Genomic DNA, 20,786 nt, shown 5'->3' with positions numbered 1-20,786 from the left:
GCATGTCCACGATCTTGAGCATCGTTGTGCCCTTCTGCAACGTGGAGCACTATCTCGACGAATGTCTGGAATCCATTGCCACGCAGACGCTTTCCGACATCGAGGTCTTCCTGGTCGACGACGGCTCCACCGACAACAGCGCCGTCATCGCGAAGGCCAGGGTGGCGAGGGACAGCAGGTTCCAGCTGATACAGCAGGAGAACCGCGGTCCTGGCCTGGCCCGCAACGCGGGGCTCGACCGGGTCGCGGGCAGATACCTGACCTTCGCCGACGGCGACGACATCGTGCCGGCCGGCGCCTACGAGGCGCTGGTCGGGTCCCTGGAGAGCACGGGCTCCGACCTCGCCTGCGGTGCCGTGCGCCGCCTGTCGGGGGGCCAGGAGGTGCCCTCGTGGCTGCACGACAAGGCCCTGCCTCCGGCGGTGCAGCGCACGCACGTGCGCCACCACCCTCAACTGCTGCGCGACCGCACGGTGTGGAACAAGGTGTACCGGCGCTCGTTCTGGGAGTCCAGGGGCTTCCGCTTCCCCGCCGGCATCTACGAGGACGTCGCGCTCGCCGTGGCCGCCCACGTGCACGCGGAGACGGTCGACGTCCTCGACGACGTCGTCTACCTGTGGCGCAGGCGCGACCGCGGAGAGCTGTCCACGACGCAGAACCGCGCGGAGCTCAGCAACCTGCGGGCCCGTTTCGACGCGCTGGAGGAACTGCGCTCGGTCGTGGCCGCCCATCTGCCCGAACTCCTGCCCGGGCTCGACACGCAGGTGCTCGAGGCGGACGTGATGATCGCCGTCGAGGCGGTCACCTCGATGCAGGAGGACGAGCGCGAGGCGGCGCTCGACCGGGTGCGGCCCTTCCTCGCCTCCGCCGATTTGGACCTGCTCATGGCGCTGCCCGTCGCGGACCGGGTCAAGCTGTATCTGGCGCGCCAGCGCAGGGTCGACGCGCTGCGCGAGGTCTTCGGCCTCGAGCGCGAGGGCCTGCCGGCGGTGAAGGGAGTCCGCAAGGGGATCTTCCGTCCGAAGCTGTACCTGACCTATCCCTTCTTCGGCAACCGCAAGGTGAAGGTGCCGGCCAGGCTGTACGAGGTCGACGAGGAGCTGGAGCTCCACACCAGGGTCGACAGGGCCTGCTGGGAGGAGGGCGGCCTGGCGATCGAGGGGTTCGCCTACATCGACCGGCTGGAGATGACCGACCCGGACTCGTCGGAGCTGCGGCTGGAGCTGCGCAACGCGAAGACCACTGACGTGATCGAGCTGACGAGCGAGCGGGTCGCCCGCCCCGACGTGACGGCCAGAGCAGGGCACGCCGCGGTCTGCTACGACTGGTCGGGTTTCAGGGCGCGGATCAACTTCGGCGATCGGCTCCTGCGCAGACCGGGGAACTGGGAGCTCTGGATCACGGTGGAGTCGCACGGGCTCCAGCGGTCGAGCAGGATCTCGGGCCCCGTCCACGGCCATGTCGACGTGTGGCTCGACAGCGACCTGCGGATGCGCGTCCCGCCGAGGACGAGGGGGCAGCGCTTCCAGATCAGGATGAGCACCCCTGTGGCCGTGGTGGACCAGGCCGTGGCGGGCGCGTCGGGATTCGAGCTGAGCTGCAGGATCGGCTCGCGTTCTGGCGGCGCGGCCGAGGTCATCCTGAGCGGCGCCGGCGACCTGGCCATCCCCGTCGAGCTGGACGCCGAGGGCGCCTTCGACGTCGTGATCCCCTACGAGTCGCTGCTCCGGGACCCGCACGGCGACGATCCGCGCTGGGAGATCGTCGTGGCCGCGGGCGGCGCGTCCTCGCGCCTGGCGAGTCCCGACGGGGTGTCGGCGCGGTGGATCACGCCGTCGGGCGCCGAGCTGGCGGTGGAGGTGACGAGGTACGGCTTCCTGGCCGCCATCTGGCGTGAGACGCGCCCGATCGTCGACACGCTCGAATGGGACGCCGAGGGCCGCCTCGTCCTGTCCGGTGAGCACGTCCAGGACGCGCGGCCCGGGAGGCTGCTGGTGTGCCGCCGCCGTTCGACGGAGACCAGGACGGTGCCGCTCGAGTGGGTGGGCGCTCGCTTCCACGCGCGGCTGCCGGTGGCGGAGCTGCCGTCGCAGGGCGGGGAGCTCCCGCTGGCGAGCGGGTTGTGGGATCTCCTCATGGAGGTCGAGGACGGGGTCGTCCCCCTCAGAGTGAAGCCCACCACGATCGGCACGCTGTCGGAGTATCGCGTCGCGGGATCGCACGACTTCTGCGTGACCTCTCAGGAGGGGGAGGCGCTCGCGCTGCGCTCACGCGTGGCGCTGGGCCCCGACGAGCGCGGCAGGTACGCCCAGCGCCTGCTGCGTGAGAGGACCGGCTCCCTGCCGCTGAAGCGCGACATCGTGCTCTTCGACAGTTACGAGGGCAGGCAGTTCTCCTGCAACCCCAGGGCCGTCTTCGAGGAGTTGCGCCGCCGTGACGTCGGCGCGGAGCTGGTGTGGGTCTCCAGGGACGGACAGTTCGCCACGCCCGAGGGCGCCGAGGTGGTCATGAAGGGCTCCCGCCGCCACCACGAGGTCCGCAGCTCCGCGGGGCTCGTCGTCAGCAACTGGTCGCAGCGGGAGATCCCGGGCAAGCCCGCGGGCCAGCTGTACATGCAGACCTGGCACGGGACCCCGCTCAAGAAGCTCGGCTACGACCTGAAGGTCACGCCGTTCAGGCGGGCGGAGACCTTCAAGTGGATCAAGGAGGACGTGCCGCTGTGGGACTTCCTGGTCTCGCCCAGCGCCTTCGCCACGACCATCATGCGCCGCGCCTACGACTACGGAGGCGAGGTCCTGGAGGTGGGCTACCCCCGCAACGACCTGCTGAAGGCGGCCGACCGCGAGGAGCGCGCGCAGGCCGTGCGCAGGCGTCTCGGCATCGAGCCCGGCAAGAAGGTGGTGCTCTACGCGCCCACCTGGCGTGACGACCAGCACGTGGGGGTGGGCAAGCGGCTCTTCCAGTTGGAGCTCGACCTCGAGCGCGCCAGGCAGGCGCTGGGGGACGACCACGTCTTCCTGGTGCGCGCCCACTACCTGGTGACCGACAGACCCGCCTTCCCCGAGGGGAACTTCGCGATCGACGTCACCCACTATCCCGACATCGCGGAGCTCTACCTGATCTCCGACGTGCTGGTCACCGACTATTCCTCGGCGATGTTCGACTACTGCAACACGGGCCGACCGATGATCTTCTTCACCTATGACCTCGCGAACTACAGGGACGAGGCGCGCGGCTTCTACTTCGACTTCGAGGCCGAGGCTCCTGGGCCGATCGTGGAGGAGTCGGACCAGGTGATCGAGGCGATAGCGGGCCTCAGGGACGTCGAAGACACGTTCGCGGGCAAGTACAAATCCTTCGTGGACGCCTACTGCCCGCACGACGACGGCAGGGCCTCCGAGAGAGTGGTGGACCGCATCATCTCGACCGGAATGTTCGGATAGAAGGCCCCAATCGATCTACCTAGGCAATGCCAGGTGGGGAGAGAGTCAAGAAGCGGCATGGACATTCTCCAATAGTTCCAGAGAGTAATCGAAGGGCAACACCCCGTCGCCATGCTGGAATCCATGAGGACCTATTCGCTCGATGACGTCTACGCGACACGCAAGCGGAGAGACTCCTGGTGGACCGTGTACTTCGTGGACCCGGCCGCCTGCCGGGTCGCGATGCTCGTGGCCAACCACACAGCGATCACACCCAACGGGCTCACGGTCTTCTCTCTGATCCTGGGCATGGGGTCGGCGGTGTGCCTGGGGGTCAACCAGCTCGCCGCGGGCGCGGTGCTCTTCTACCTGAGCTTCATGATCGACTGCGTTGACGGCAAGATCGCCAGGTTGAAGGGCACGGGGACACCGTTCGGCCTGTGGCTCGACTACGTGGGCGACAGGATCAGGGTGGTCTGCTGCGCCGCGGGACTGGCCTACGGCCAGTACGCGGCCACGGGAAGCGTCGACTTCATCCTGCTGGGCGCGACGGTGGCCGTCCTCGACCTGTTCAGGTACGTCAACGCACCGCAGATGAAGCGGGTCAGGGAGACGATCAGGGAAGGGCTCGCGCCCACGTCCACGGAGGTGCCGCCGGCGCCGCGCGTGCCAGGGCCGAAGCGGTCGAGGGGCCCGCTTCGGCGGTTCAACCGGTCCCTGGCCCGCCGCAGGGTCAGGTCTCACCTGATCAGCGGTATCGAGTTCCACGCGGCGGTCTTCGTGGTGGCGCCGCTGATCGGGCAGGCGGCGCTGATCCCTGTGACGGCGGTCGCCAGCATCCTGCTCCTGGCCAACGAGATCTTCCTTGTCTATCGGATGTGGCTCTTCACTCGCCGCAACGCCGCGGTCCCCAAGCCGCTGGAGAGTCGAGAGCACGCGCTAATCGGGGGTTCACCAAATGTCTGACAGGCCGGTATTCGTCATTGGCTGTCCACGCTCGGGCACCACGATGCTGCAGCTCATGCTGAGCTCGCATCCCAGGCTCGCGGTGCCGCCGGAGACCAGGTTCCTGGTCCCCGTCTACTACAAGCGCCGCACGTTCGGCGACATGCGGCTCGCGGACAAGCGCCGCGCCCTTGCCGAGTACATCGCAGGCGACCGCAGCACGAAGTTCCGCGAGCTCGGCATCGACAAGGACGACTACATCCGGCAGGTGGTCGAGGGCCCCGGCTCGCTCGGCTCGGTGGTCGGCACCACGTTCAGGATGTACTCCGACCGCTTCGGCAAGCCCAGGTGGGGCGACAAGCGTCCGAGCTACGTCAAGCAGGTGGACATGCTGACCAGGCTCTTCCCCGACGCGCAGTTCATCCACCTCATCAGGGACGGCCGCGACTGCGTCGCCTCCCTGAAGGAGATGCCCTGGTACACGCTCAACTCCTTCCACGCCATCTCCACGTGGGCCGAGGCGATCGACGCGGGCAAGAGGCTCCGCAGGACGATGTCCGAGGACAGCTACTACGAGCTGCGCTACGAGGACCTGACCGACGACCCGTCGACGGAGCTGAAGAAGCTCTGCCACTTCCTCGACGAGGACTACGACCCCGCGATGTGCTCGCCGCGCGAGGCCGCCAGCCATGCGGTGCCGGTCCACAAGGTGTGGCACAGCAACACGCACGGCGAGGTCACCAGGGCGCGGGTGGGCAGCTGGGCCAAGCGCCTGGACAGCTGGGAGATCAGGCTGGCCGAGCAGGCGCTCGGTGACAGGCTCGAGGACCACGGCTACGAGCTGTCGGGCGCGCCGAAGGCCGCCAAGGAGCACATGCTGAGGTTCCAGAAGACCATGCAGAAGCGGCGTGGGTCGCGCATGCGCAAGCTCATGCGCGACCGCATCAACAGGCTGCGCGAGCAGGGCCCCGTTCCCGCGCTGCTGACCTCGGGACAGCTCGCGCTGGCCGGGCTTCCGCAGCAGCGCGCCGAGTCGGAGCTGCCTCAGCGCGTCATGTGAGCGAAGAGCTGTTCCCAGCGGTCGAGGACGCGTTCGAGTCCGAACGTCTCGGCCCTGACCCGAGCGGCGGCGCCGAGGCGCCGCCGCTCGTCGTATGAGCGCATCAGCGTGCCAAGCCTGTCGGCGAAGGCGGCCACGTCACCTGGAGGGGCCAGGAGCCCGCCGGTGGAGCGCACGCCGCCCGAGACGTCGAAGGCGACCGAGGGCACCCCGTGCGCGGCCGACTCCAGCATCACCAGAGGCAGTCCCTCGTGCTCGCTCGACAGCGCGACGATCGAGGCGGCCAGGTACTCCCGCGTCATGCCGGAGGCCGGCAGGCGCCCTCTGAACACCACCCTGTCCTCGACGCCCTCGCGGCGGGCGTGCGAGCGCAGCCGCTCGTCCTCGGGGCCGTCGCCGATCAGGTGGAGCTCCCAAGGCGGCGCCGAGGCCATGGCGAAGGCGCTGATCAGCCGGTCGAACCGCTTGACGCCCGCCAGCCTTCCCACACCCAGCACCCTGTGCGCCTCCAGCGAGGAGACTGCGCCGGGCCAGATCGTCAGCGGGTTGGGCAGCGACCACGTGTTGGGCAGCAGCGCGTGCTCGGAGAACAGCCACGCGTCGTCCTCGCTGAGGAAGACCGCCTGGTCGAGCTCTCCGTAGTGCCGCCTGATGGCGCCCAGGTGCGAGCAGATGCGAGCGTGGGCGTAGGAGCCGTGGTACTGCCCGATCAGCCGCATCCTGCCAGGCAGCCGCCCTGACAGGCGCGACACCACCCCTGGCGAGGTGAGGACGGCGAAGCCCGGCCCGATCTGCCCGAGCACCCTGTCCAGCCTGCGCCTCTCGAAGCGGGAGGGCCGCGACGACCTGTTGATCACGTGCTGCCGGTAGAGCGGCCTTGAGACGTAGCGGAACGGGTCGGCAGCCCTGTGCAGGCCGATCACGTGCACGTCGTACCCGCGGCCCGCCAGCCCCTGGGCGAGGGTGTGGGTGACCTGCTGGATCCCGCCGAGCGTGTCGGCGTCCATGCACGCGAAGACCAGCGATCTGTTCACCGCGCCCCCCGCAGGAAGGGCCGCGAGGGGACCCCTGGGGTCGGCGGCGCCGAGAAGAACGTTTCCACCACCCTGGCGGAGGCGTCGCCGCGCTCGTCCTCGCACCACAACCGGTGGAAGGCGGCGTACTTGTCGGCGAAGGAGGCGTGGACGGCGGGCAGGTTCCTCAGGCACTCGATCAGCTCGGCGTCGGTGGTGACGCACGGCCCCGGCGCGATGGCGGGCAGGTCGGTGTTGACGCCGCGCTCGGTCAGCCGGTACTCGTCCCAGTCGTCGATGAAGAACAGCATCGGCTTGCCCGTCACCGCGTAGTCGCACATCACGGAGGAGTAGTCCGTCAGCAGCGCGTCGGACAGCAGCATCAGGTCGTTGATCTCCGAGTACGACCCCACGGGCCTGACGAAGTGGCGCACGTGCTGGGGCACCCTGAAGCGTTCGACCGGGTGCATGCGCAGCAGCAGCACCCACTCCTCGGCCAGCGCGTCGGCCAGCGCCTCCAGGTCGACCCTGACCGAGATGCCCGAGCTCTTGGCACCGTCGCGGTAGGTGGGCGCGTAGAGCAGGATCCTGCGGTCGGGCGGGATCTCCAGGCGCTCGCGCAGCCCGGCGGGAACCCTGCCGTGCACCAGGGCGTCGCAGCGCGGCGAGCCGTACCGCAGGACGGGGCCCGAGTAGCCGAGGGCGGGCACGAAGTAGCGGGAGAACTCGGCGCTGGGGGAGATGAGCGCGTCCCACCTGGCGACGGCCCTACGCCACTGCTCGCGCGGTCCGGGGAAGTCGGCGCGCAGGTCGGGGGCGTCGAAGCCGATCGACTTGATGCCCTGGCCGTGCCAGGTCTGCAGGTAGCGGGTGCCGCGCGGCTTGGGGTAGTCGAGGGGGAAGCCGTGGCTGTCGACCCAGATGCCCGCGCGGGCCATGGTCCAGACGTATCGCCAGCTGCCGCGCCGTACCAGGGCGGCGTCTCGCGGGAAGGAGACGCGTCCGCGGGCGACCGACCAGACCGCGCTCACCGGCAGCCCGCGGCGCCGTACCTCCTCATAGACGGCGCGCGGGCTGCCGGTGTATCCCTTACCGCAGTCGGCCTCGAACAGCGCGAGATCCCTACGCGGCGGGACTACCCTGATCAACGCCTTGTACACCTTCAGCTTGATCTTCGGGTTGCTCAGCTTCCTGAGGACGGAGCGCTTGACCCTGGCCAGCGCCACATGAGGGGTGCGCTTCGGGCTCAGGCGCAGCAGCCCGGCCGGGCCCTCGGCCGTGACGCGCACGTGGTCGAGGTCGATCGCCTCCATGGTGGGGTCGGCCATCAGCCGGTCGGAGGTGGTCAGCCCGTCGGGCCTGGTGAAGGCGATGCGCGGGTCGCAGCGCCCGCGCAGCTTCGCCAGGTCGACGGTGACCTCGCTCTCGTAGCCGCCCTCGGCCGACGGGCGCACCTCCATCGGCACGCTGATGCCCCCCGCACCTGAGAGAGGCCGTCCAGTCGCGCAGCACGCCGAAGGGGTCGTAGGTGCGGACGGACAGCCGCAGCCGCGTGCCCTGTCCCACGGCCTCGACCACCTCGTGCCGCAGCCTGGAGGCGGTGTAGGGCAGCTCGGCCATGCGCAGCCTGGTGATGTCCAGGCCGGGGGAGGGCGTGGGGCCCCAGTAGGTGCGCCCGTCGCGCACGGTCGCCACGCGCGGCGGAGCCATGGGGCCGTTCAGCGACCTGGCCGCCACCCTCAGCTCCTCGATCCTGTCGGAGAGGATCAGATGGCAGCAGACCTTGACCATCGGGTCGATCCCATCCATCACCTCCTCCGGCACCTGCTCCAGGTACGGCCTGACGACCGAGGCGAACTCCTTGGCCCAGAGCAGGTCGCGCGAGGGCATCGGGTTGAGGTAGACCCGCAGGTCCTGGCGCAGGAAGCGGCGCTGCCTGTCGGGGACGAGGTCGTCGCACCCGTGCGCGCGCAGGATGTCGTCGCTGCGCCTGGCGGCCTCCATCCTGTGGCGGACGTTGTCCATCTCCTTGATGCTCAGCGAGATGGAGCCGGTCGCCGGCGCCCTGTGCCAGTGGTAGACCACCCACGGCACCACCGCGAACCTGCGCGACACGGCGTACATCTCGGCGCCGAAGACGTGGTCCTCGTAGTGGATGTCCTCGGGGAAGCGCAGCGCGTTGCGGCGCAGGAACTCCACGTCGAAGAGCTTGTTGGTGCAGAAGCAGTCGAGGAAGAGCTCCGGCTCCTCGCGGATCCCCTCGACGACCCTCCGCTTCCTGAACAAGTAGGGGTAGTACCGCTGCCGCCGCCCGCCAGGCTCGAACACCCTGGAGATCTGCCCCGAGACGAAGTCGGCCCCCGTCCGCTCGATCTCGGTCAGCAGGCTCTTGCACGCGTGCCTGGGCAGGGTGTCGTCACTGTCCAGGAACAGGACGTACGGTGACAGCGCCGCGTCGAGCCCCTCGTTGCGCGGCGCGCCGCAGCCGCCCGAGTTGACCGCCCGCCGCACGTAGCGCACGCGGGGGTCGGCGCGCATGAGCTCGGCGGCGACCCTCGGCGTGTCGTCGGTGCTCGCGTCGTCGGAGATGACTACTTCGAGGTCGTGGAGGGTCTGGTCGAGCGCGGAACGCACGGCCCTCGGCAGGCGGTCGGCGTCGTTGTAGGCGATCACGACAACGGTGCACTCCGGCATGCCTGTTCTCCCCCGAGATCTCGATGCTCGAGGTCAGACATTCCCTCAGGACCGGTGGTGTGTCCCTACTTGAGTGGGTTTTTACCGGACAATACGCCTGATCAGCCATACAAGGAACAGAAGACCAGCAATCGCTCCGGCGACCGGGGCCACCCGCTTGAGCAGCGGTGTACCCGCGATCTCGAGCAGGTCGAGCGCCTCCTCGTCGGGCGTGAGCGAGGTGCGCAGGGTGCCGCTAGGCCTGGCGTCCTCCTCGTCGAGTTCGGGCACCGCGGCGAGATGGCGCTCCTCGGACTGGCTCTCGCCCAGCAGCTCGGCCAGGTTCTCCGCGAACCTGTCGATCAGCTTGCCGCCCACCTCCGCCATGACGCCCCTCCCGAACTGCGCGGGCCTGCCCGTGACGTTGAACGAGGACTCCACCCGCACCGCGGTCGCCTCGCCCGCGGGGGTCAGGCGCGCGGTGACCGACGCGCTGGCGGTGCCGGAGCCGCGCGCCTCCTTGCCCGAGGCCTGCAGCGTGAGGGTGTAGGCGTCCTTGTCGACGTCCTCGAAGCGGGCGGTGCCCCTGTAGGTGACGGTGATGGGGCCGACCTTCACCTTCATCCTGCCGGTGAACTCCTCGCCTTCGACGATGTCGAGCGTGGCCCCCGGCAGGCACGGGGCCACCCGCTCGACGTCGAGCAGCGCCGCCCACGCCTGCTCGATCGGGACAGGGACCGTGAACTCGTGCTCGAACCGCATCGCCATTGATCCGCTCCTTCCGCCTGTCTGTGGTCCCAGACTCGCGCCTGGGGCCTCCGCTGACCACCCCGTGGGTTGTGGGCGTCCCCTGAGGGACGCCCACGCGACGTCAGGGCCTGCCCGCAGCCGCGTTCACCGCCCTGTGAGTCAGCACCTGGGCCAGGTGCCTTCGGTAGTCGGCCTGGGCGTGCAGGTCGGAGGTGGGCGAGGTGCCCTCGGCCGCCTCCTCGCACGCCTGCCGTACGGCCTCGCCCAGCTCGACGCCCTGCAGCGCGCTCTCGACCGCGCGGGCGCGCACGGGAGTGGGGGCCCATGTTGGTCAGCCCGATCCTGGCCTCCTGGATCGAGCCGTTGGCCCGGCGGACCGCCGCGGCCACGCCGACGATCGCCCAGGCCTGGGCGGTGCGGTGGAACTTCTCGTAGTGGAAGCCCCAGCCGGGACCGAGCTTGGGCACCTTCACCCCGACCAGGATCTCGCCCGGCTCCAGCGCCGGCTCCAGGTAGTCGAGGAAGAAGTCGGCCGCGGGGATCTGCCTGGTGGAGGTGACCATCACGCACTCCAGCGCGAGGGCCACGGCCGGCAGGTCTCCAGCGGGGTCGGCGTGGGCGAGCGAGCCGCCGAAGGTGCCGCGGTGCCGTACGGCGGGGTCGGCGACAGTGGCGGCGGCCAGCGCCACGAGCGGGCAGCCCGCGATGACCGCGGGCGAGCGCAGCACCTCGTCATGGGTGGCCATCGCGCCGATGAAGACGTGGTCGCGCTCGTCGAGGATGCCGGTCAGCTCCTCCAGGCGGCTGACGTCGACCAGCAGCGAGGGGTAGGCCAGGCGCAGGCGCAGCAGCGGCAGCAGTGACTGGCCGCCCGCCAGCACCTTCGCCTCCTCGTCCGAGGCCAGCGCCTCGCTCGCCTCCTGCAGCGAGCCTGGCCTGAGGTAGTCGAACTGGGCCGGGATCATCGGATGGCCCTCCAGATCCGTTCGGGCGTGCAGGGCATCTGGATGTCGTGCACGCCGTGCGGGCGCAGGGCGTCCACGACGGCGTTGACGACGGCGGGCGTGGAGGCGATGGTGCCCGCCTCCCCGACGCCCTTGACGCCGAGCGGGTTGGAGGTCGCCGGCGACTCGGTCCTGTCGGTGACGAAGTCGGGCAGGTCCGCGGCCGTGGGGATCAGGTAGTCGGCCATCGTCGTGGTGAGCAGGTTGCCCTCGGAGTCGTGGACGGCCTCCTCGTACAGCGCCTGCGCGATGCCCTGGGCGAGACCGCCGTGCACCTGACCCTCGACGATCAGCGGGTTGATGACGTGACCGACGTCGTCCACCGCCACGTACTTGCGGATCCTGGCCATGCCCGTCTCGGTGTCGACCTCGATCGCGCACAGGTGGGTGCCGTGCGGGAAGGAGAAGTTCTCGGGATCGAACGTGGCGTCGGCGTCGAGCCTGGGCTCCACCCCCTCGGGCAGGTCGTGCGCGGCGAAGGCGGCGAGCGCGAGCTCCTGGATCGTCTTGCTCGACTCCGTCCCCTTGACCTTGAACGCGCCCTGGAAGAACTCGAGGTCGTCGGGCGAGCACTCCAGCGTGTGCGCGGCCAGTCTCCTCGCCTTGTCCTTCACCTTCTCGCACGCCTGCAGGACGGCCATGCCGCCGACGACAAGGGAGCGCGAGCCGTAGGTGTCCATGCCCTTGTGCGAGATCGCGGTGTCGCCGTGGACGACCGCGATGTCGTCGAACGGCACGCCCAGCGAGTCGGCCACGATCTGGCTCCAGGCGGTCTCGTGACCCTGCCCGTGCGGCGAGGTGCCGGTGACGACCTCGACCTTGCCCGTGGGCAGCATGCGCACCGAACCGTGCTCCCATCCGCCCGCGCCGTAGCTGAGCGAGCCGAGCACCCTGCTGGGCGCCAGGCCGCACATCTCGGTGTAGGTGCTGACGCCGATGCCGAGCTGGACGGGGTCGCCCCTGTCGCGCCTGTCGGACTGCTCGGCGCGCAACTTGTCGTAGCCGAACAGCGACAGTGCCTTCTCGGTCGCGGCCTCGTAGTTGCCCGAGTCGTAGGTGAGCCCCGCGATCGTGGTGTACGGGAACTCCTCATGCCTGATCCAGTTGCGCCTGCGCACCTCGATGGGGTCGAGGTTCAGCTCGGCCGCCAGCTCGTCCATGACCCGCTCGATGGCGTAGGTCGCCTCGGGACGGCCGGCGCCCCTGTAGGCGTCGGTCGGCATCTTGGTGGTGAAGACGCCCGTGCAGTCGAAGCTGTAGGCGTCCATCTTGTAGATGCCGTTGTACATGAAGGCCCCGAGCAGCGGCACGCCCGGCGTGACCAGCATGAGGTAGGCGCCCATGTCGGCGAGCAGCTCGACCTTCACGCCCCTGACGCGCCCGTCGGCCTCGGCGGCCAGCGCGATGTGCTGGACCTGGTCGCGTCCGTGGTGCACGGTCAGGTTGCCCTCCGAGCGCGACTCGGTCCACTTGACCGGCTTGCCGAGCCTTCTCGTGAGCAGCAGGCAGAGCACCTCCTCCGCGGTGACCTGCAGCTTGGAGCCGAACCCTCCGCCCACGTCGGGGGCGACCACGCGCAGCCTGTGCTCGGGGATGCCGGTGGTCAGCGCCAGCATCACGCGCAGCACGTGCGGGATCTGGGTCGAGGACCACAGCGTGAAGGACTCGCCGTCGGTGGTGGCGGCGACCGCCCTCGGCTCCATCGCCGTCGGGATCAGCCGCTGCTGGACGTAGGTGCGGTCGATGAGCACCGGCGCGTCCCTGAAGGCCGCGTCGATGTCACCCTGGGCGAAGGTCCAGGTGAAGGCGCGGTTGCCGCTTTCGTGCACCTTCGGGCTCGCCTCGGTGAGCGCCTCGGCCATGTCGAGGACGGGAGGCAGCGGCTCGTAGTCGACGTCGATCGCGTCCAGCGCGTCGGCCGCCAGGTAGCGGTCGGTGGCCACCACGCAGGCGACGGCCTCGCCCGGGTAGCGGACCTCCCGCACGGCCATCGGCGGGTGGTCGGGGATGACGATGTCCTCGGTCACCGGCCACGCGCACGGCAGGCTACCCTGCTCGTCGGCGACGTCCTGACCGCTGAAGACGGCTACCACACCCGGCATGTCGCGCGCGGCGGAGACGTCGACGCCCACGATGCGCGCATGGGCCATGGGGCTGCGCTTGAAGGCGACGTGCAGCAGCCCGGGAAGCTGGATGTTGTCGGTCCAGGTGGTGCGCCCGGCCAGCAGCCTGGCGTCCTCCTTGCGCCTGCGCGCCCTGCCGACCTCGCGGGTGCTGTCGGGCTCGGACAGCTGCCCGCTCTCGGCGATCTGCTGGGCGACCACGCCCGCGTCGAGCTCTTCGGTCATGGCGTCGTCACCGCCTGCCCCATGCTCTGGGCGCCCCGCCGTACCGCTCTGACGATGTTGCAGTAGCCCGTGCACCTGCAGAGGTTGCCCTCCAGGCCGTGCCTGATGGTCTCCTCCGACGGGTCGGGGTCCTCCCTGAGCAGGTCGATCGCGGCCATGACCATGCCCGGCGTGCAGTAGCCGCACTGGAGTGCGTGCTCCTCGTGGAAGGCCCGCTGCATGGGGTGCATGGTCCCCGCGGTCGCGAGGCCCTCGATCGTGACGATGTCGCTGCCGTCGGCCTGTACGGCCAGCACCGAGCAGCTCTTGACGCTCTTCCCGTCGAGCATGACCGTGCAGGCGCCGCAGTTGCTGGTGTCGCACCCGACGGGGGTGCCGGTCTTGCCCAGCCGGTCTCGGAGAAGGTGCACGAGGAGGAGCCTGGGCTCCACGTCCTCCTCGTATCGGATTCCGTCGACGGTGACAGCGATTCGAGGCATACGTCCTCCCTCAATAGCGGGGGTGATTCGAACGTACGCCTATGAATCGATCGGTCACAAGCGCCTGACGGACCTCGCGACGATGGCTATCACCCCTGCGAACCCCAGGCCGCCGACGAGCAGCGCCCAGAGCAGCAGCGCGTCACTGATCACACCGCTCACCAGCAGGATGCCGAGGACCAGGAACAGGATGCCGCTGAGCAGGGCCATCCAGTCGGTCCTGTGCAGCAGCCGCTGCCGCTCCGGGCTCGTCTCACGCGCCAACGCGCACCTCCAGGTCGCCGACGCCGCCCTTGAGGTTCAGCACGATCGTCGGCACCTTGCCCTCGGATCTCACCTCGGGTTCGAGCACCCTGTTCACCTCGAGGTCGGTGCCGCCCTCGACGGACTGGCCGATGGAGATGTCGCCCACCCTGGAGGTCGCGTGCACCTCCACCCGAGCCGTCGGCGGCACGATGACGACGAGCTCGCCCACCGACAGCGTCGCTCTGAAGGTGGTCTTGGCCCCCGGAGGGAGCTCCAGCTCGGTCAGGTCGAGCGTGCCGTCGCCGATGCCCACCTCGTAGACACGGGCCGACTCGGCCACGCTCGTCGGGCTCCACGTGGCGCTGCCGATCTTCCTCGGCAGATGGCCGAACATCAGGCCCGCCCCGATGACCAGGGCCAGGACGGTGCCCAGCGCGACGAGCCCGGCGCCACGGCCGAACCAGGTGGCCACCAGCAGCCCTGCGCCGACGGTGATGAGCATGGCACCACCCACGGCGGTGAGGCTGGGGGTGGCGGATCCAGAGGTGGCTTGGGCCGCCACGACGATCCCTCCAACGATCATTGCGAGCAGGACGGTGACCACGCCGGTGAACGACCTGCGTCGCCTGGGGCGCGGGGTGGGGACCTGCTCGCCGTAGTGGCTCAGGTCATAGGGCGAGTAGCCGGCCCGCCTGCGGGGATCGAGCGGCTGGTAGGGGCCGCGCGGCGCGAACGGCTCGCCGTAGGAGGGCAGAGGGGGCAGCGGCGCCACCGGCGCCTCGTTCACCCTGGTAGGGGTCTGGGGCACCTGATTCACCCTGGTGGGGGTCTCGGACGCCTCGTTCACCCGGGTGGGCGCCTCGGTCTCCGCCTGGGCCTCCGCCTCTGAAGACGCGGAGGCGTTGAAGGCCGCGCTCTCCATGGAGGGCATGGACTCGGGGCGAGGCTCGTGGTGGACGGCGGGCGGCTCGTGCCGCATGGGAGCCGGCTCCCTGCGGACGGCGGGCGGCTGCGGCCGTACCGGCATCGGCTCGGGGACGACGGGCTCGGGCGCGATCGGCTCGGTCCTGCGGTTGAGCCGCTCGGGCAGGGAGCGGGCCAGCGCGGGCAGGTCGAGGCCCCGGGCGTGCGCGGTCAGCAGCGTGATCGCCATCAGCGTGGCGACCACCAGCGTGCCGGTGCCCAGCCACACCGTGGCGATGTTGATGATGAGGCCGAACCCCGCGACGCCGGTCAGCAGCGCGAACACGGTCTCGGCGTCGAAGTCGCGCCTGGTCCACGTCTCGACGTGGCCGGGGCGGCCGTTGGACTCCTTCATCAGCAGGAAGGCCGCGATGTAGAGGAACAACCCGATGCCGGAGCCGAGCACCAGCATGGCGAAACCGATCCGGTAGACCACCGGATCGATGCGCGTGTAACGGCCGAGCCCCGCGCACACGCCAGTGATCATCCGGCCCTCGCCGCTGCGCTTGAGCACACGAGGCGGGGCTGCCTGGTCGGTGGGCGGTGCTTCGGTCATGGCACCATCGTGGCGCGGAAGCCCAGGATGCGCATCCGGGACTCCCCTGAGGAGACCCTGGGGCTGCTCCCTGATGTCCGGCACGTCCGCGACGTGTGACTATGGCCATGTTATGGCTGACCAACAGACTCTGCGCGAGACAGACGACGCGCCCTTTCCCCGGCTGACCCGTTCCATGGAGGGTCGGCTGGTCGGCGGCGTCGCCCAGGGGCTCGCCGCCCAGCTCAAGCTGGATCCGATCGTGATCCGGCTGAGCTTCGTGCTGCTCAGCGTCGTGGACGGCGTGGGCATCGCCGCCTACGCCGTGCTGTGGATGATCACGCCGCGCAGACAGGCGGAGGGTCCGCCGCCGGCACGCGACTGGAGCCAGCTGGCCGCCTTCACGGCGATCGGCGTGGCGCTGGCCGCCTTCGGCTGGATCACCGGCGCCGCCCAGGGAGGCATCGGCATGCTGCCGTTCGCCGTCGGCGGCATCGGCGCGCTCATCCTCTGGCAGCAGGCGGATCCCGAACGGCGCAAGACATGGGTCAGCGGCGCCACCAAGGGCATGCGGAAGAACCGCGTGCGCACGCTGCTCGGCGTCGTGCTCGTGGTCATCGGCGCGATCGGCTTCCTCGTCGCGGAGGGCCAGTTGCAGGCGGCCAGGCCGGGGCTGCTCTTCACCGCGGTGGTGGTCGGCGGCATCGCGGTCATCGCGGCGCCATGGCTGGCGGGTCTGTCGAAGGAGCTGCAGCTCGAACGGCGCGAGCGCATCAGGCAGGAGGAGCGGGCCGAGGTCGCCGCGATGGTGCACGACTCCGTGCTGCACACCCTCACGCTGATCCAGCGGGTCTCGCACGACCCGCGCGAGGTCACCAGGCTGGCCCGCGCGCAGGAGCGGGAGCTGCGCAACTGGCTCTACCAGCCCGCGCAGGACGCCGACGCCACGCTCGCCGCCGCCGTACGGCGCATCGCGGCCGAGGAGGAGGACTCGCACGGCGTGCCCATCGAGGTCGTCTGCGTGGGCGACACCGAGCTCGATTCGGGCGGCAGGCTCGGCGCGATGCTCAACGCCTCTCGCCAGGCGATGGTCAACGCGGCCAAATACTCCGAGAGCCCGGTCATCTCCGTTTATGCGGAGGTGGAGGGTGAAGAAGTCACCATTTTCGTGAAGGATCGAGGCAAGGGCTTCGATCTGGACGAGGTACCCCTGGACCGCATGGGGATCAGGGAGTCCATCATCGGAAGGATGGAACGCCACGGCGGCAACGCCAGGGTGCGTACCGAGCCCGGTGAGGGCACGGAAGTGATGTTGACGATGAAGGTGGAGAAATGATTCGCGTGCTGATCGTCGATGACCATCGGCTGTTCCGATCGGGCGTGCGCGCCGAGCTGGGCGACTCGATCCAGGTCGTGGGCGAGGCCGAGGACGTCGAGTCGGCGGTGAAGGCGATCGCCACGCTCGAACCCGACGTCGTGCTGCTCGACGTCCACATGCCGGGCGGTGGCGGCCAGGAGGTGCTGCGCCGCGTGCTCGGCTCCGGCTCGCAGGTCCGCTTCCTCGCGCTGTCGGTCTCCGACGCCGCCGAGGACGTGATCGGCGTGATCAGGGGCGGCGCCAGAGGCTACGTCACCAAGAACATCAGCGGGCGCGAGCTGACCGACGCGATCCGCAGGGTGGCCGACGGCGACGCGGTGTTCTCCCCCCGGCTGGCCGGGTTCGTGCTCGACGCCTTCGCCTCCAGCGAGGCGCCCTCCATCGACCCCGAGCTCGACTCCCTGACCCAGCGCGAGCGCGAGGTGCTGCGCCTCATCGCGCGCGGCTACGCCTACAAGGAGATCGCCAAGGAGCTGTTCATCTCGGTCAAGACCGTGGAGACGCACGTGTCGTCGGTGCTGCGCAAGCTCCAGCTGTCGAACAGGCACGAGCTGTCGCGCTGGGCCACCGCCCGCCGTCTGGTGTGATCGCCCGGTCAGCGACCGGTGCGTGAGCGGTGCGCGCCCGCGGCCAGTCTGCCTGACATGAACATTCTGATTTCCGGCGCGAGCATCGGCGGACCCGCTCTGGCCTACTGGCTCACGCGTCACGGCTTCGACGTCACGATCGTGGAGCGCTCGAACGGCCTCAGGCCAGGAGGCCAGGCGATCGACGTGCGCGGGCCCGCCCTCGACGTGGCGGCGCGCATGGGCCTGCTGGAGGAGATCCGCGCGCACCGCGTCCAGATGCGCGGCATGTCCATGGTGGACGGCGAGGGCAACGAGGTCTACCGCTCGGAGGAGCACACGTTCACCGGCGGCGAGCTGGCCGGCCCCGACATCGAGATCCTGCGCGACGACCTCAGCCAGATCCTCGCCAAGGCGGCGGGCGAGGTCGGCTACCTCTTCGGCGACTCCATCAAGGAGATCGTCCAGGACGGGAGGGGAGCGCACGTCACCTTCGACAGCGGGCTGCGCCGTACCTTCGACGTGGTGGTGGGCGCGGACGGGCTGCACTCCAACACCCGCAGCCTGGTCTTCGGCCCCGAGAGCCGCTTCATCCGCCACCTGGGCACCTACCTGTCGGTGTGGACCGCGCCCAACATCCTCGGTCTCGACCGCTGGCAGATCTTCCACCAGATGCCAGGCAGCGGCTGGGGCGGCGGGGTGATGAGCGTGCGCGGCAACAGCGAGGCGCGGGTCTACATGGGCTTCGAGTCCGAGCCGATCGCCTTCGACCACCGCGACGTCGAGGCGCAGAAGCGCATCCTGCGGGACAGACTGGGCGGCGCGGGATGGGTCTTCCCCGAGCTGCTGGAGCACATGTGGGGGGCCGAGGACTTCCACCTCGACGCGATGGCCCAGATCCACATGGACAGCTGGTCCAGCGGCAGGGTCGCGCTGCTCGGCGACGCGGGCTACTGCGGTTCGCCGCTGTCGGGGCAGGGCACCAGCATGGCCATGGTGGGCGCGTACGTGCTGGCCGGCGAGCTCGCCGCGGCCCGTGGCGATCACACCGCCGCCTTCGCCGCCTACGAGCGGGAGCTGCGCGACTACGTCAGGGGCAACCAGGAGCTCGCCCTCACCAACAAGGCGCGCGTGGAGGCCCAGCAGGCCGGTGAGGAGTATCGGGGGGAGGATTTTGGTGAGGTCGTGGGCAGGCTGTCCTTGAAGGACTACTAGTCCCGTGCGACATTCCCAGGTATGGGCAGAGACGTGCCGGTCGTCGTGTTCAGCAGGGAAGACCGCCGTAACTATCGGGAGAAGGTGCGGCGCAATCTGGACGTCTTCGCTCAGATGCTGCGCGAGTCGCGCTTCGAGTTCGACCGGCCGCTGGCCGGGCTGGAGATCGAGCTCAACCTGGTCGACTGGCGGGGTGACCCCGCCATGCGCAACGCCGAGGTGCTGGCGGCCATCGCCCAGCCCGACTGGGCGACCGAGCTCGGCCAGTTCAACGTCGAGATCAACATCGCCCCCCAGGGCCTGGACGGCGACGGCGCGCTCCGCCTGGAGGAGTCGGTACGCGCCAGGCTCAACCATGCCGAGGAGCGCGCCCGCTCCGAGGGCGGCCACCTGGTCCTGATCGGCATCCTGCCGACGCTCAGGCAGGAGGACACCCACGAGGGCACGCTGTCGGCCAACCCCCGCTACAAGCTGCTCAACGAGCAGATCTTCGCCGCCAGGGGTGAGGACCTGCACCTGTGCATCGAGGGCGTCGAACGGCTCGACACCTACGCCGACAGCATCACCCCCGAGGCCGCCTGCACCAGTGTGCAGCTGCACCTCCAGGTCAGCCCCGAGGCGTTCGCCGCCCACTGGAACGCCGCGCAGGCCATCGCGGGCCCCCAGGTCGCCATCGCGGCCAACTCGCCCTACTTGTTCGGCAAGGAGTTGCACAGGGAGACCAGGATCGCCCTGTTCGAGCAGGCCACCGACACCCGCCCGAAGGAGCTCAAGTCGCAGGGCGTACGGCCGCGCGTGTGGTTCGGCGAGCGCTGGATCACCAGCGTCTTCGACCTGTTCGAGGAGAACGTCCGCTACTTCCCCGCGCTGCTGCCGCTGTGCTCGGAGGAGGACCCCACGGCCGAGCTCGCGGCGGGACGGATCCCCTCGCTGGACGAGCTCACCCTGCACAACGGCACCGTCTACCGGTGGAACAGGCCGGTCTACGCGGTCGTGGAAGGCACGCCGCACCTGCGCGTGGAGAACAGGGTCCTGCCCGCGGGGCCCTCCGTGCTGGACGTCGCGGCCAACGCGGCCTTCTACTACGGCCTCATGAAGGTGCTGCCCTTCGCCGAGCGCCCCGTGTGGAGCCAGATGTCCTTCAGCACCGCCGAGGAGAACCTGGCGAGCGCGGCCAGGCACGGGCTGGATGCCAGGCTCTACTGGCCTGGGCTCGGCGAGGTGCCCGCGGCCGAGCTGGTGCTGCGCAGGCTGCTGCCGATGGCGGCCGAGGGGCTGTCGCGGTGGGGCGTCGACAGAAGCGTCGCCGACCGGCTGCTCGGGGTGATCGAGGGCCGCTGCCTGACCGGCAGGACGGGCTCCACCTGGCAGGTGGAGGCCGTCGCGGCCCTCCGGGGCGACGGGCCTGAGGGCAGGCAGGAGGCGCTGCGCAGGATGACGGTGGCCTACATCGAGCGCATGCACGCCAACGAGCCCGTCCACACCTGGGACGTCTGACGAAGGTCAGCCGAGTCCGGCCTCGCGGGCCCTGATGATGGCCTGGGCGCGGTCGGCCACGTGCAGCTTCATGAAGATGTTCGACACGTGGTTCCTGATGGTCTTGGAGCTGAGGAACAGGAGCGAGGCGATCTCGGTGTTGTTGCGGCCCTGCGCGATCAGCTCGAGGACCTCCCGCTCCCGCTCGGTGAGCTCGGGGAAGGCGGCGCGCGACGGCTCGGCCATGCCCGCGAAGAAGCCGAGCACCCGCTTGGCGATCCCGGGGCCGTAGATCGCCTCTCCCGCCGCGACCGCCTGCACGGCGCGGGAGATCTCCTCCACGCCCGCCTCCTTCAGCAGGTAGCCCCTGGCCCCTGCCCTGATCGCGGCGAACACCGAGTCGTCGTCGTGGAACATGGTCAGCACCAGCACCCCGATCCCTGGGCTCACCCTGGTGATCGTGCGCGTGGCGTCGACGCCGTTGCCGCCCGGCATGTGCAGGTCCATGACCACGACGTCCGGCTGGAGCTCGGCCGCCAGCCGTACGGCCTCGGCGCCGTCCCTCGCCTCGCCGACGACCTCGATGTCGAGCGCGGACAGCAGGCCGCGCAGTCCTGAGCGGAAGACCGGATGGTCGTCCGCGATGAGAACCCTGATCATGCGCCGATCGTCCCACCGGCTCCCGGTCCCCGTCTCGGGGCGTGTGGCACCGG

17 protein-coding genes are annotated in these 20,786 nt (G+C 69.9%); 7 read left to right on the top strand and 10 right to left on the bottom strand.

Annotation, left to right across the window (positions count from 1 at the left end):
* Positions 1–2 precede the first annotated feature (2 nt).
* The 3 genes from ABFX55_RS30950 (at position 3) to ABFX55_RS30940 (ending at position 5,427) form a co-directional block, all read left to right on the top strand.
* The gene (locus ABFX55_RS30950) at positions 3–3,443 is read left to right on the top strand and encodes a bifunctional glycosyltransferase/CDP-glycerol:glycerophosphate glycerophosphotransferase (protein WP_346126246.1); all 3,441 of its coding nucleotides are present in this window, start codon (positions 3–5) and stop codon (positions 3,441–3,443) included.
* A 123-nt stretch (positions 3,444–3,566) separates the two neighbouring features.
* Positions 3,567–4,388 carry a CDP-alcohol phosphatidyltransferase family protein gene (locus ABFX55_RS30945; protein WP_346126245.1) on the top strand — a complete coding sequence of 274 codons (822 nt, stop codon included), beginning with the start codon at positions 3,567–3,569 and terminating at the stop codon, positions 4,386–4,388.
* A complete protein-coding gene (locus ABFX55_RS30940; RefSeq protein ID WP_346126244.1) occupies positions 4,381–5,427 on the top strand; it encodes a sulfotransferase family protein in 1,047 nt (348 codons plus the stop codon). Before ABFX55_RS30945 ends, ABFX55_RS30940 begins: the two co-directional genes overlap by 8 nt.
* On the opposite strand, the gene ABFX55_RS30935 is transcribed toward ABFX55_RS30940, so the two are convergent.
* The 9 genes from ABFX55_RS30935 to ABFX55_RS30890 all read right to left on the bottom strand — a co-directional run bounded on the left by ABFX55_RS30935 (position 5,412) and on the right by ABFX55_RS30890 (position 15,459).
* Positions 5,412–6,461 carry a glycosyltransferase gene (locus ABFX55_RS30935; protein ID WP_346126243.1) on the bottom strand — a complete coding sequence of 350 codons (1,050 nt, stop codon included), beginning with the start codon at positions 6,459–6,461 and terminating at the stop codon, positions 5,412–5,414. The genes ABFX55_RS30940 and ABFX55_RS30935 overlap by 16 nt on opposite strands.
* Complete coding sequence (locus ABFX55_RS30930) at positions 6,458–7,588, bottom strand: CDP-glycerol glycerophosphotransferase family protein (protein ID WP_346126242.1); 1,131 nt, start codon at positions 7,586–7,588, stop codon at positions 6,458–6,460. Before ABFX55_RS30930 ends, ABFX55_RS30935 begins: the two co-directional genes overlap by 4 nt.
* Complete coding sequence (locus ABFX55_RS30925) at positions 7,563–9,134, bottom strand: glycosyltransferase family 2 protein (protein WP_346126241.1); 1,572 nt, start codon at positions 9,132–9,134, stop codon at positions 7,563–7,565. Before ABFX55_RS30925 ends, ABFX55_RS30930 begins: the two co-directional genes overlap by 26 nt.
* Before the next feature lie 81 nt (positions 9,135–9,215).
* A complete protein-coding gene (locus ABFX55_RS30920) occupies positions 9,216–9,818 on the bottom strand; it encodes an SRPBCC family protein (protein WP_428834793.1) in 603 nt (200 codons plus the stop codon).
* Entirely contained in the window at positions 9,734–10,828 is a 1,095-nt protein-coding gene (locus tag ABFX55_RS50020; RefSeq protein WP_428834774.1) for an FAD binding domain-containing protein, read from the bottom strand. The genes ABFX55_RS30920 and ABFX55_RS50020 overlap by 85 nt, the downstream gene beginning before the upstream one ends.
* Entirely contained in the window at positions 10,825–13,215 is a 2,391-nt protein-coding gene (locus tag ABFX55_RS30905) for a xanthine dehydrogenase family protein molybdopterin-binding subunit (RefSeq protein WP_346126239.1), read from the bottom strand. The genes ABFX55_RS50020 and ABFX55_RS30905 overlap by 4 nt, the downstream gene beginning before the upstream one ends.
* Positions 13,212–13,694, bottom strand: a complete 483-nt coding sequence (locus ABFX55_RS30900; RefSeq protein ID WP_346126238.1) for a (2Fe-2S)-binding protein — start codon at positions 13,692–13,694, stop codon at positions 13,212–13,214. Before ABFX55_RS30900 ends, ABFX55_RS30905 begins: the two co-directional genes overlap by 4 nt.
* A gap of 54 nt (positions 13,695–13,748) precedes the next feature.
* Positions 13,749–13,958: a hypothetical protein gene (locus ABFX55_RS30895; RefSeq protein ID WP_346126237.1), complete on the bottom strand. Its 210-nt coding sequence runs from the start codon at positions 13,956–13,958 to the stop codon at positions 13,749–13,751.
* The gene (locus tag ABFX55_RS30890) at positions 13,948–15,459 is read right to left on the bottom strand and encodes a PspC domain-containing protein (RefSeq protein ID WP_346126236.1); all 1,512 of its coding nucleotides are present in this window, start codon (positions 15,457–15,459) and stop codon (positions 13,948–13,950) included. Before ABFX55_RS30890 ends, ABFX55_RS30895 begins: the two co-directional genes overlap by 11 nt.
* 112 nt (positions 15,460–15,571) lie before the next feature.
* On the opposite strand from ABFX55_RS30890, the gene ABFX55_RS30885 reads away from it, so the two are divergent.
* Genes ABFX55_RS30885 through ABFX55_RS30870 form a run of 4 tightly spaced genes read left to right on the top strand, consistent with a single transcriptional unit; the run spans position 15,572 to position 20,094 of the window.
* Positions 15,572–16,774 carry an ATP-binding protein gene (locus ABFX55_RS30885; RefSeq protein WP_346126235.1) on the top strand — a complete coding sequence of 401 codons (1,203 nt, stop codon included), beginning with the start codon at positions 15,572–15,574 and terminating at the stop codon, positions 16,772–16,774.
* Positions 16,771–17,403, top strand: a complete 633-nt coding sequence (locus tag ABFX55_RS30880; RefSeq protein ID WP_183650615.1) for a response regulator — start codon at positions 16,771–16,773, stop codon at positions 17,401–17,403. The genes ABFX55_RS30885 and ABFX55_RS30880 overlap by 4 nt, the downstream gene beginning before the upstream one ends.
* 57 nt (positions 17,404–17,460) lie before the next feature.
* Entirely contained in the window at positions 17,461–18,597 is a 1,137-nt protein-coding gene (locus tag ABFX55_RS30875; RefSeq protein ID WP_346126234.1) for an FAD-dependent monooxygenase, read from the top strand.
* Positions 18,598–18,618: 21 nt separating this feature from the next.
* The gene (locus ABFX55_RS30870; RefSeq protein WP_346126233.1) at positions 18,619–20,094 is read left to right on the top strand and encodes a glutamate-cysteine ligase family protein; all 1,476 of its coding nucleotides are present in this window, start codon (positions 18,619–18,621) and stop codon (positions 20,092–20,094) included.
* Between the two features lie 6 nt (positions 20,095–20,100).
* On the opposite strand, the gene ABFX55_RS30865 is transcribed toward ABFX55_RS30870, so the two are convergent.
* Positions 20,101–20,733 carry a response regulator transcription factor gene (locus ABFX55_RS30865; protein ID WP_346126232.1) on the bottom strand — a complete coding sequence of 211 codons (633 nt, stop codon included), beginning with the start codon at positions 20,731–20,733 and terminating at the stop codon, positions 20,101–20,103.
* Positions 20,734–20,786: the final 53 nt, after the last annotated feature.

Origin of the sequence: Nonomuraea roseola, from assembly GCF_039535395.1 — a bacterium.
Classification (GTDB): Bacteria; Actinomycetota; Actinomycetes; order Streptosporangiales; family Streptosporangiaceae; genus Nonomuraea; species Nonomuraea roseola.
This window is presented reverse-complemented; position numbering and strand designations above follow the sequence as displayed.

Coding starts and splice junctions, on each gene's coding strand:
- ABFX55_RS30950 (WP_346126246.1), top strand. CDS start 3: ATGTCCACGATCTTGAGCATCGTTGTGCCCTTCTGCAACGTGGAGCAC.
- ABFX55_RS30945 (WP_346126245.1), top strand. CDS start 3,567: ATGAGGACCTATTCGCTCGATGACGTCTACGCGACACGCAAGCGGAGA.
- ABFX55_RS30940 (WP_346126244.1), top strand. CDS start 4,381: ATGTCTGACAGGCCGGTATTCGTCATTGGCTGTCCACGCTCGGGCACC.
- ABFX55_RS30925 (WP_346126241.1), bottom strand. CDS start 9,134: ATGCCGGAGTGCACCGTTGTCGTGATCGCCTACAACGACGCCGACCGC.
- ABFX55_RS50020 (WP_428834774.1), bottom strand. CDS start 10,828: ATGATCCCGGCCCAGTTCGACTACCTCAGGCCAGGCTCGCTGCAGGAG.
- ABFX55_RS30905 (WP_346126239.1), bottom strand. CDS start 13,215: ATGACCGAAGAGCTCGACGCGGGCGTGGTCGCCCAGCAGATCGCCGAG.
- ABFX55_RS30900 (WP_346126238.1), bottom strand. CDS start 13,694: ATGCCTCGAATCGCTGTCACCGTCGACGGAATCCGATACGAGGAGGAC.
- ABFX55_RS30890 (WP_346126236.1), bottom strand. CDS start 15,459: ATGACCGAAGCACCGCCCACCGACCAGGCAGCCCCGCCTCGTGTGCTC.
- ABFX55_RS30885 (WP_346126235.1), top strand. CDS start 15,572: ATGGCTGACCAACAGACTCTGCGCGAGACAGACGACGCGCCCTTTCCC.
- ABFX55_RS30880 (WP_183650615.1), top strand. CDS start 16,771: ATGATTCGCGTGCTGATCGTCGATGACCATCGGCTGTTCCGATCGGGC.
- ABFX55_RS30875 (WP_346126234.1), top strand. CDS start 17,461: ATGAACATTCTGATTTCCGGCGCGAGCATCGGCGGACCCGCTCTGGCC.
- ABFX55_RS30870 (WP_346126233.1), top strand. CDS start 18,619: ATGGGCAGAGACGTGCCGGTCGTCGTGTTCAGCAGGGAAGACCGCCGT.
- ABFX55_RS30865 (WP_346126232.1), bottom strand. CDS start 20,733: ATGATCAGGGTTCTCATCGCGGACGACCATCCGGTCTTCCGCTCAGGA.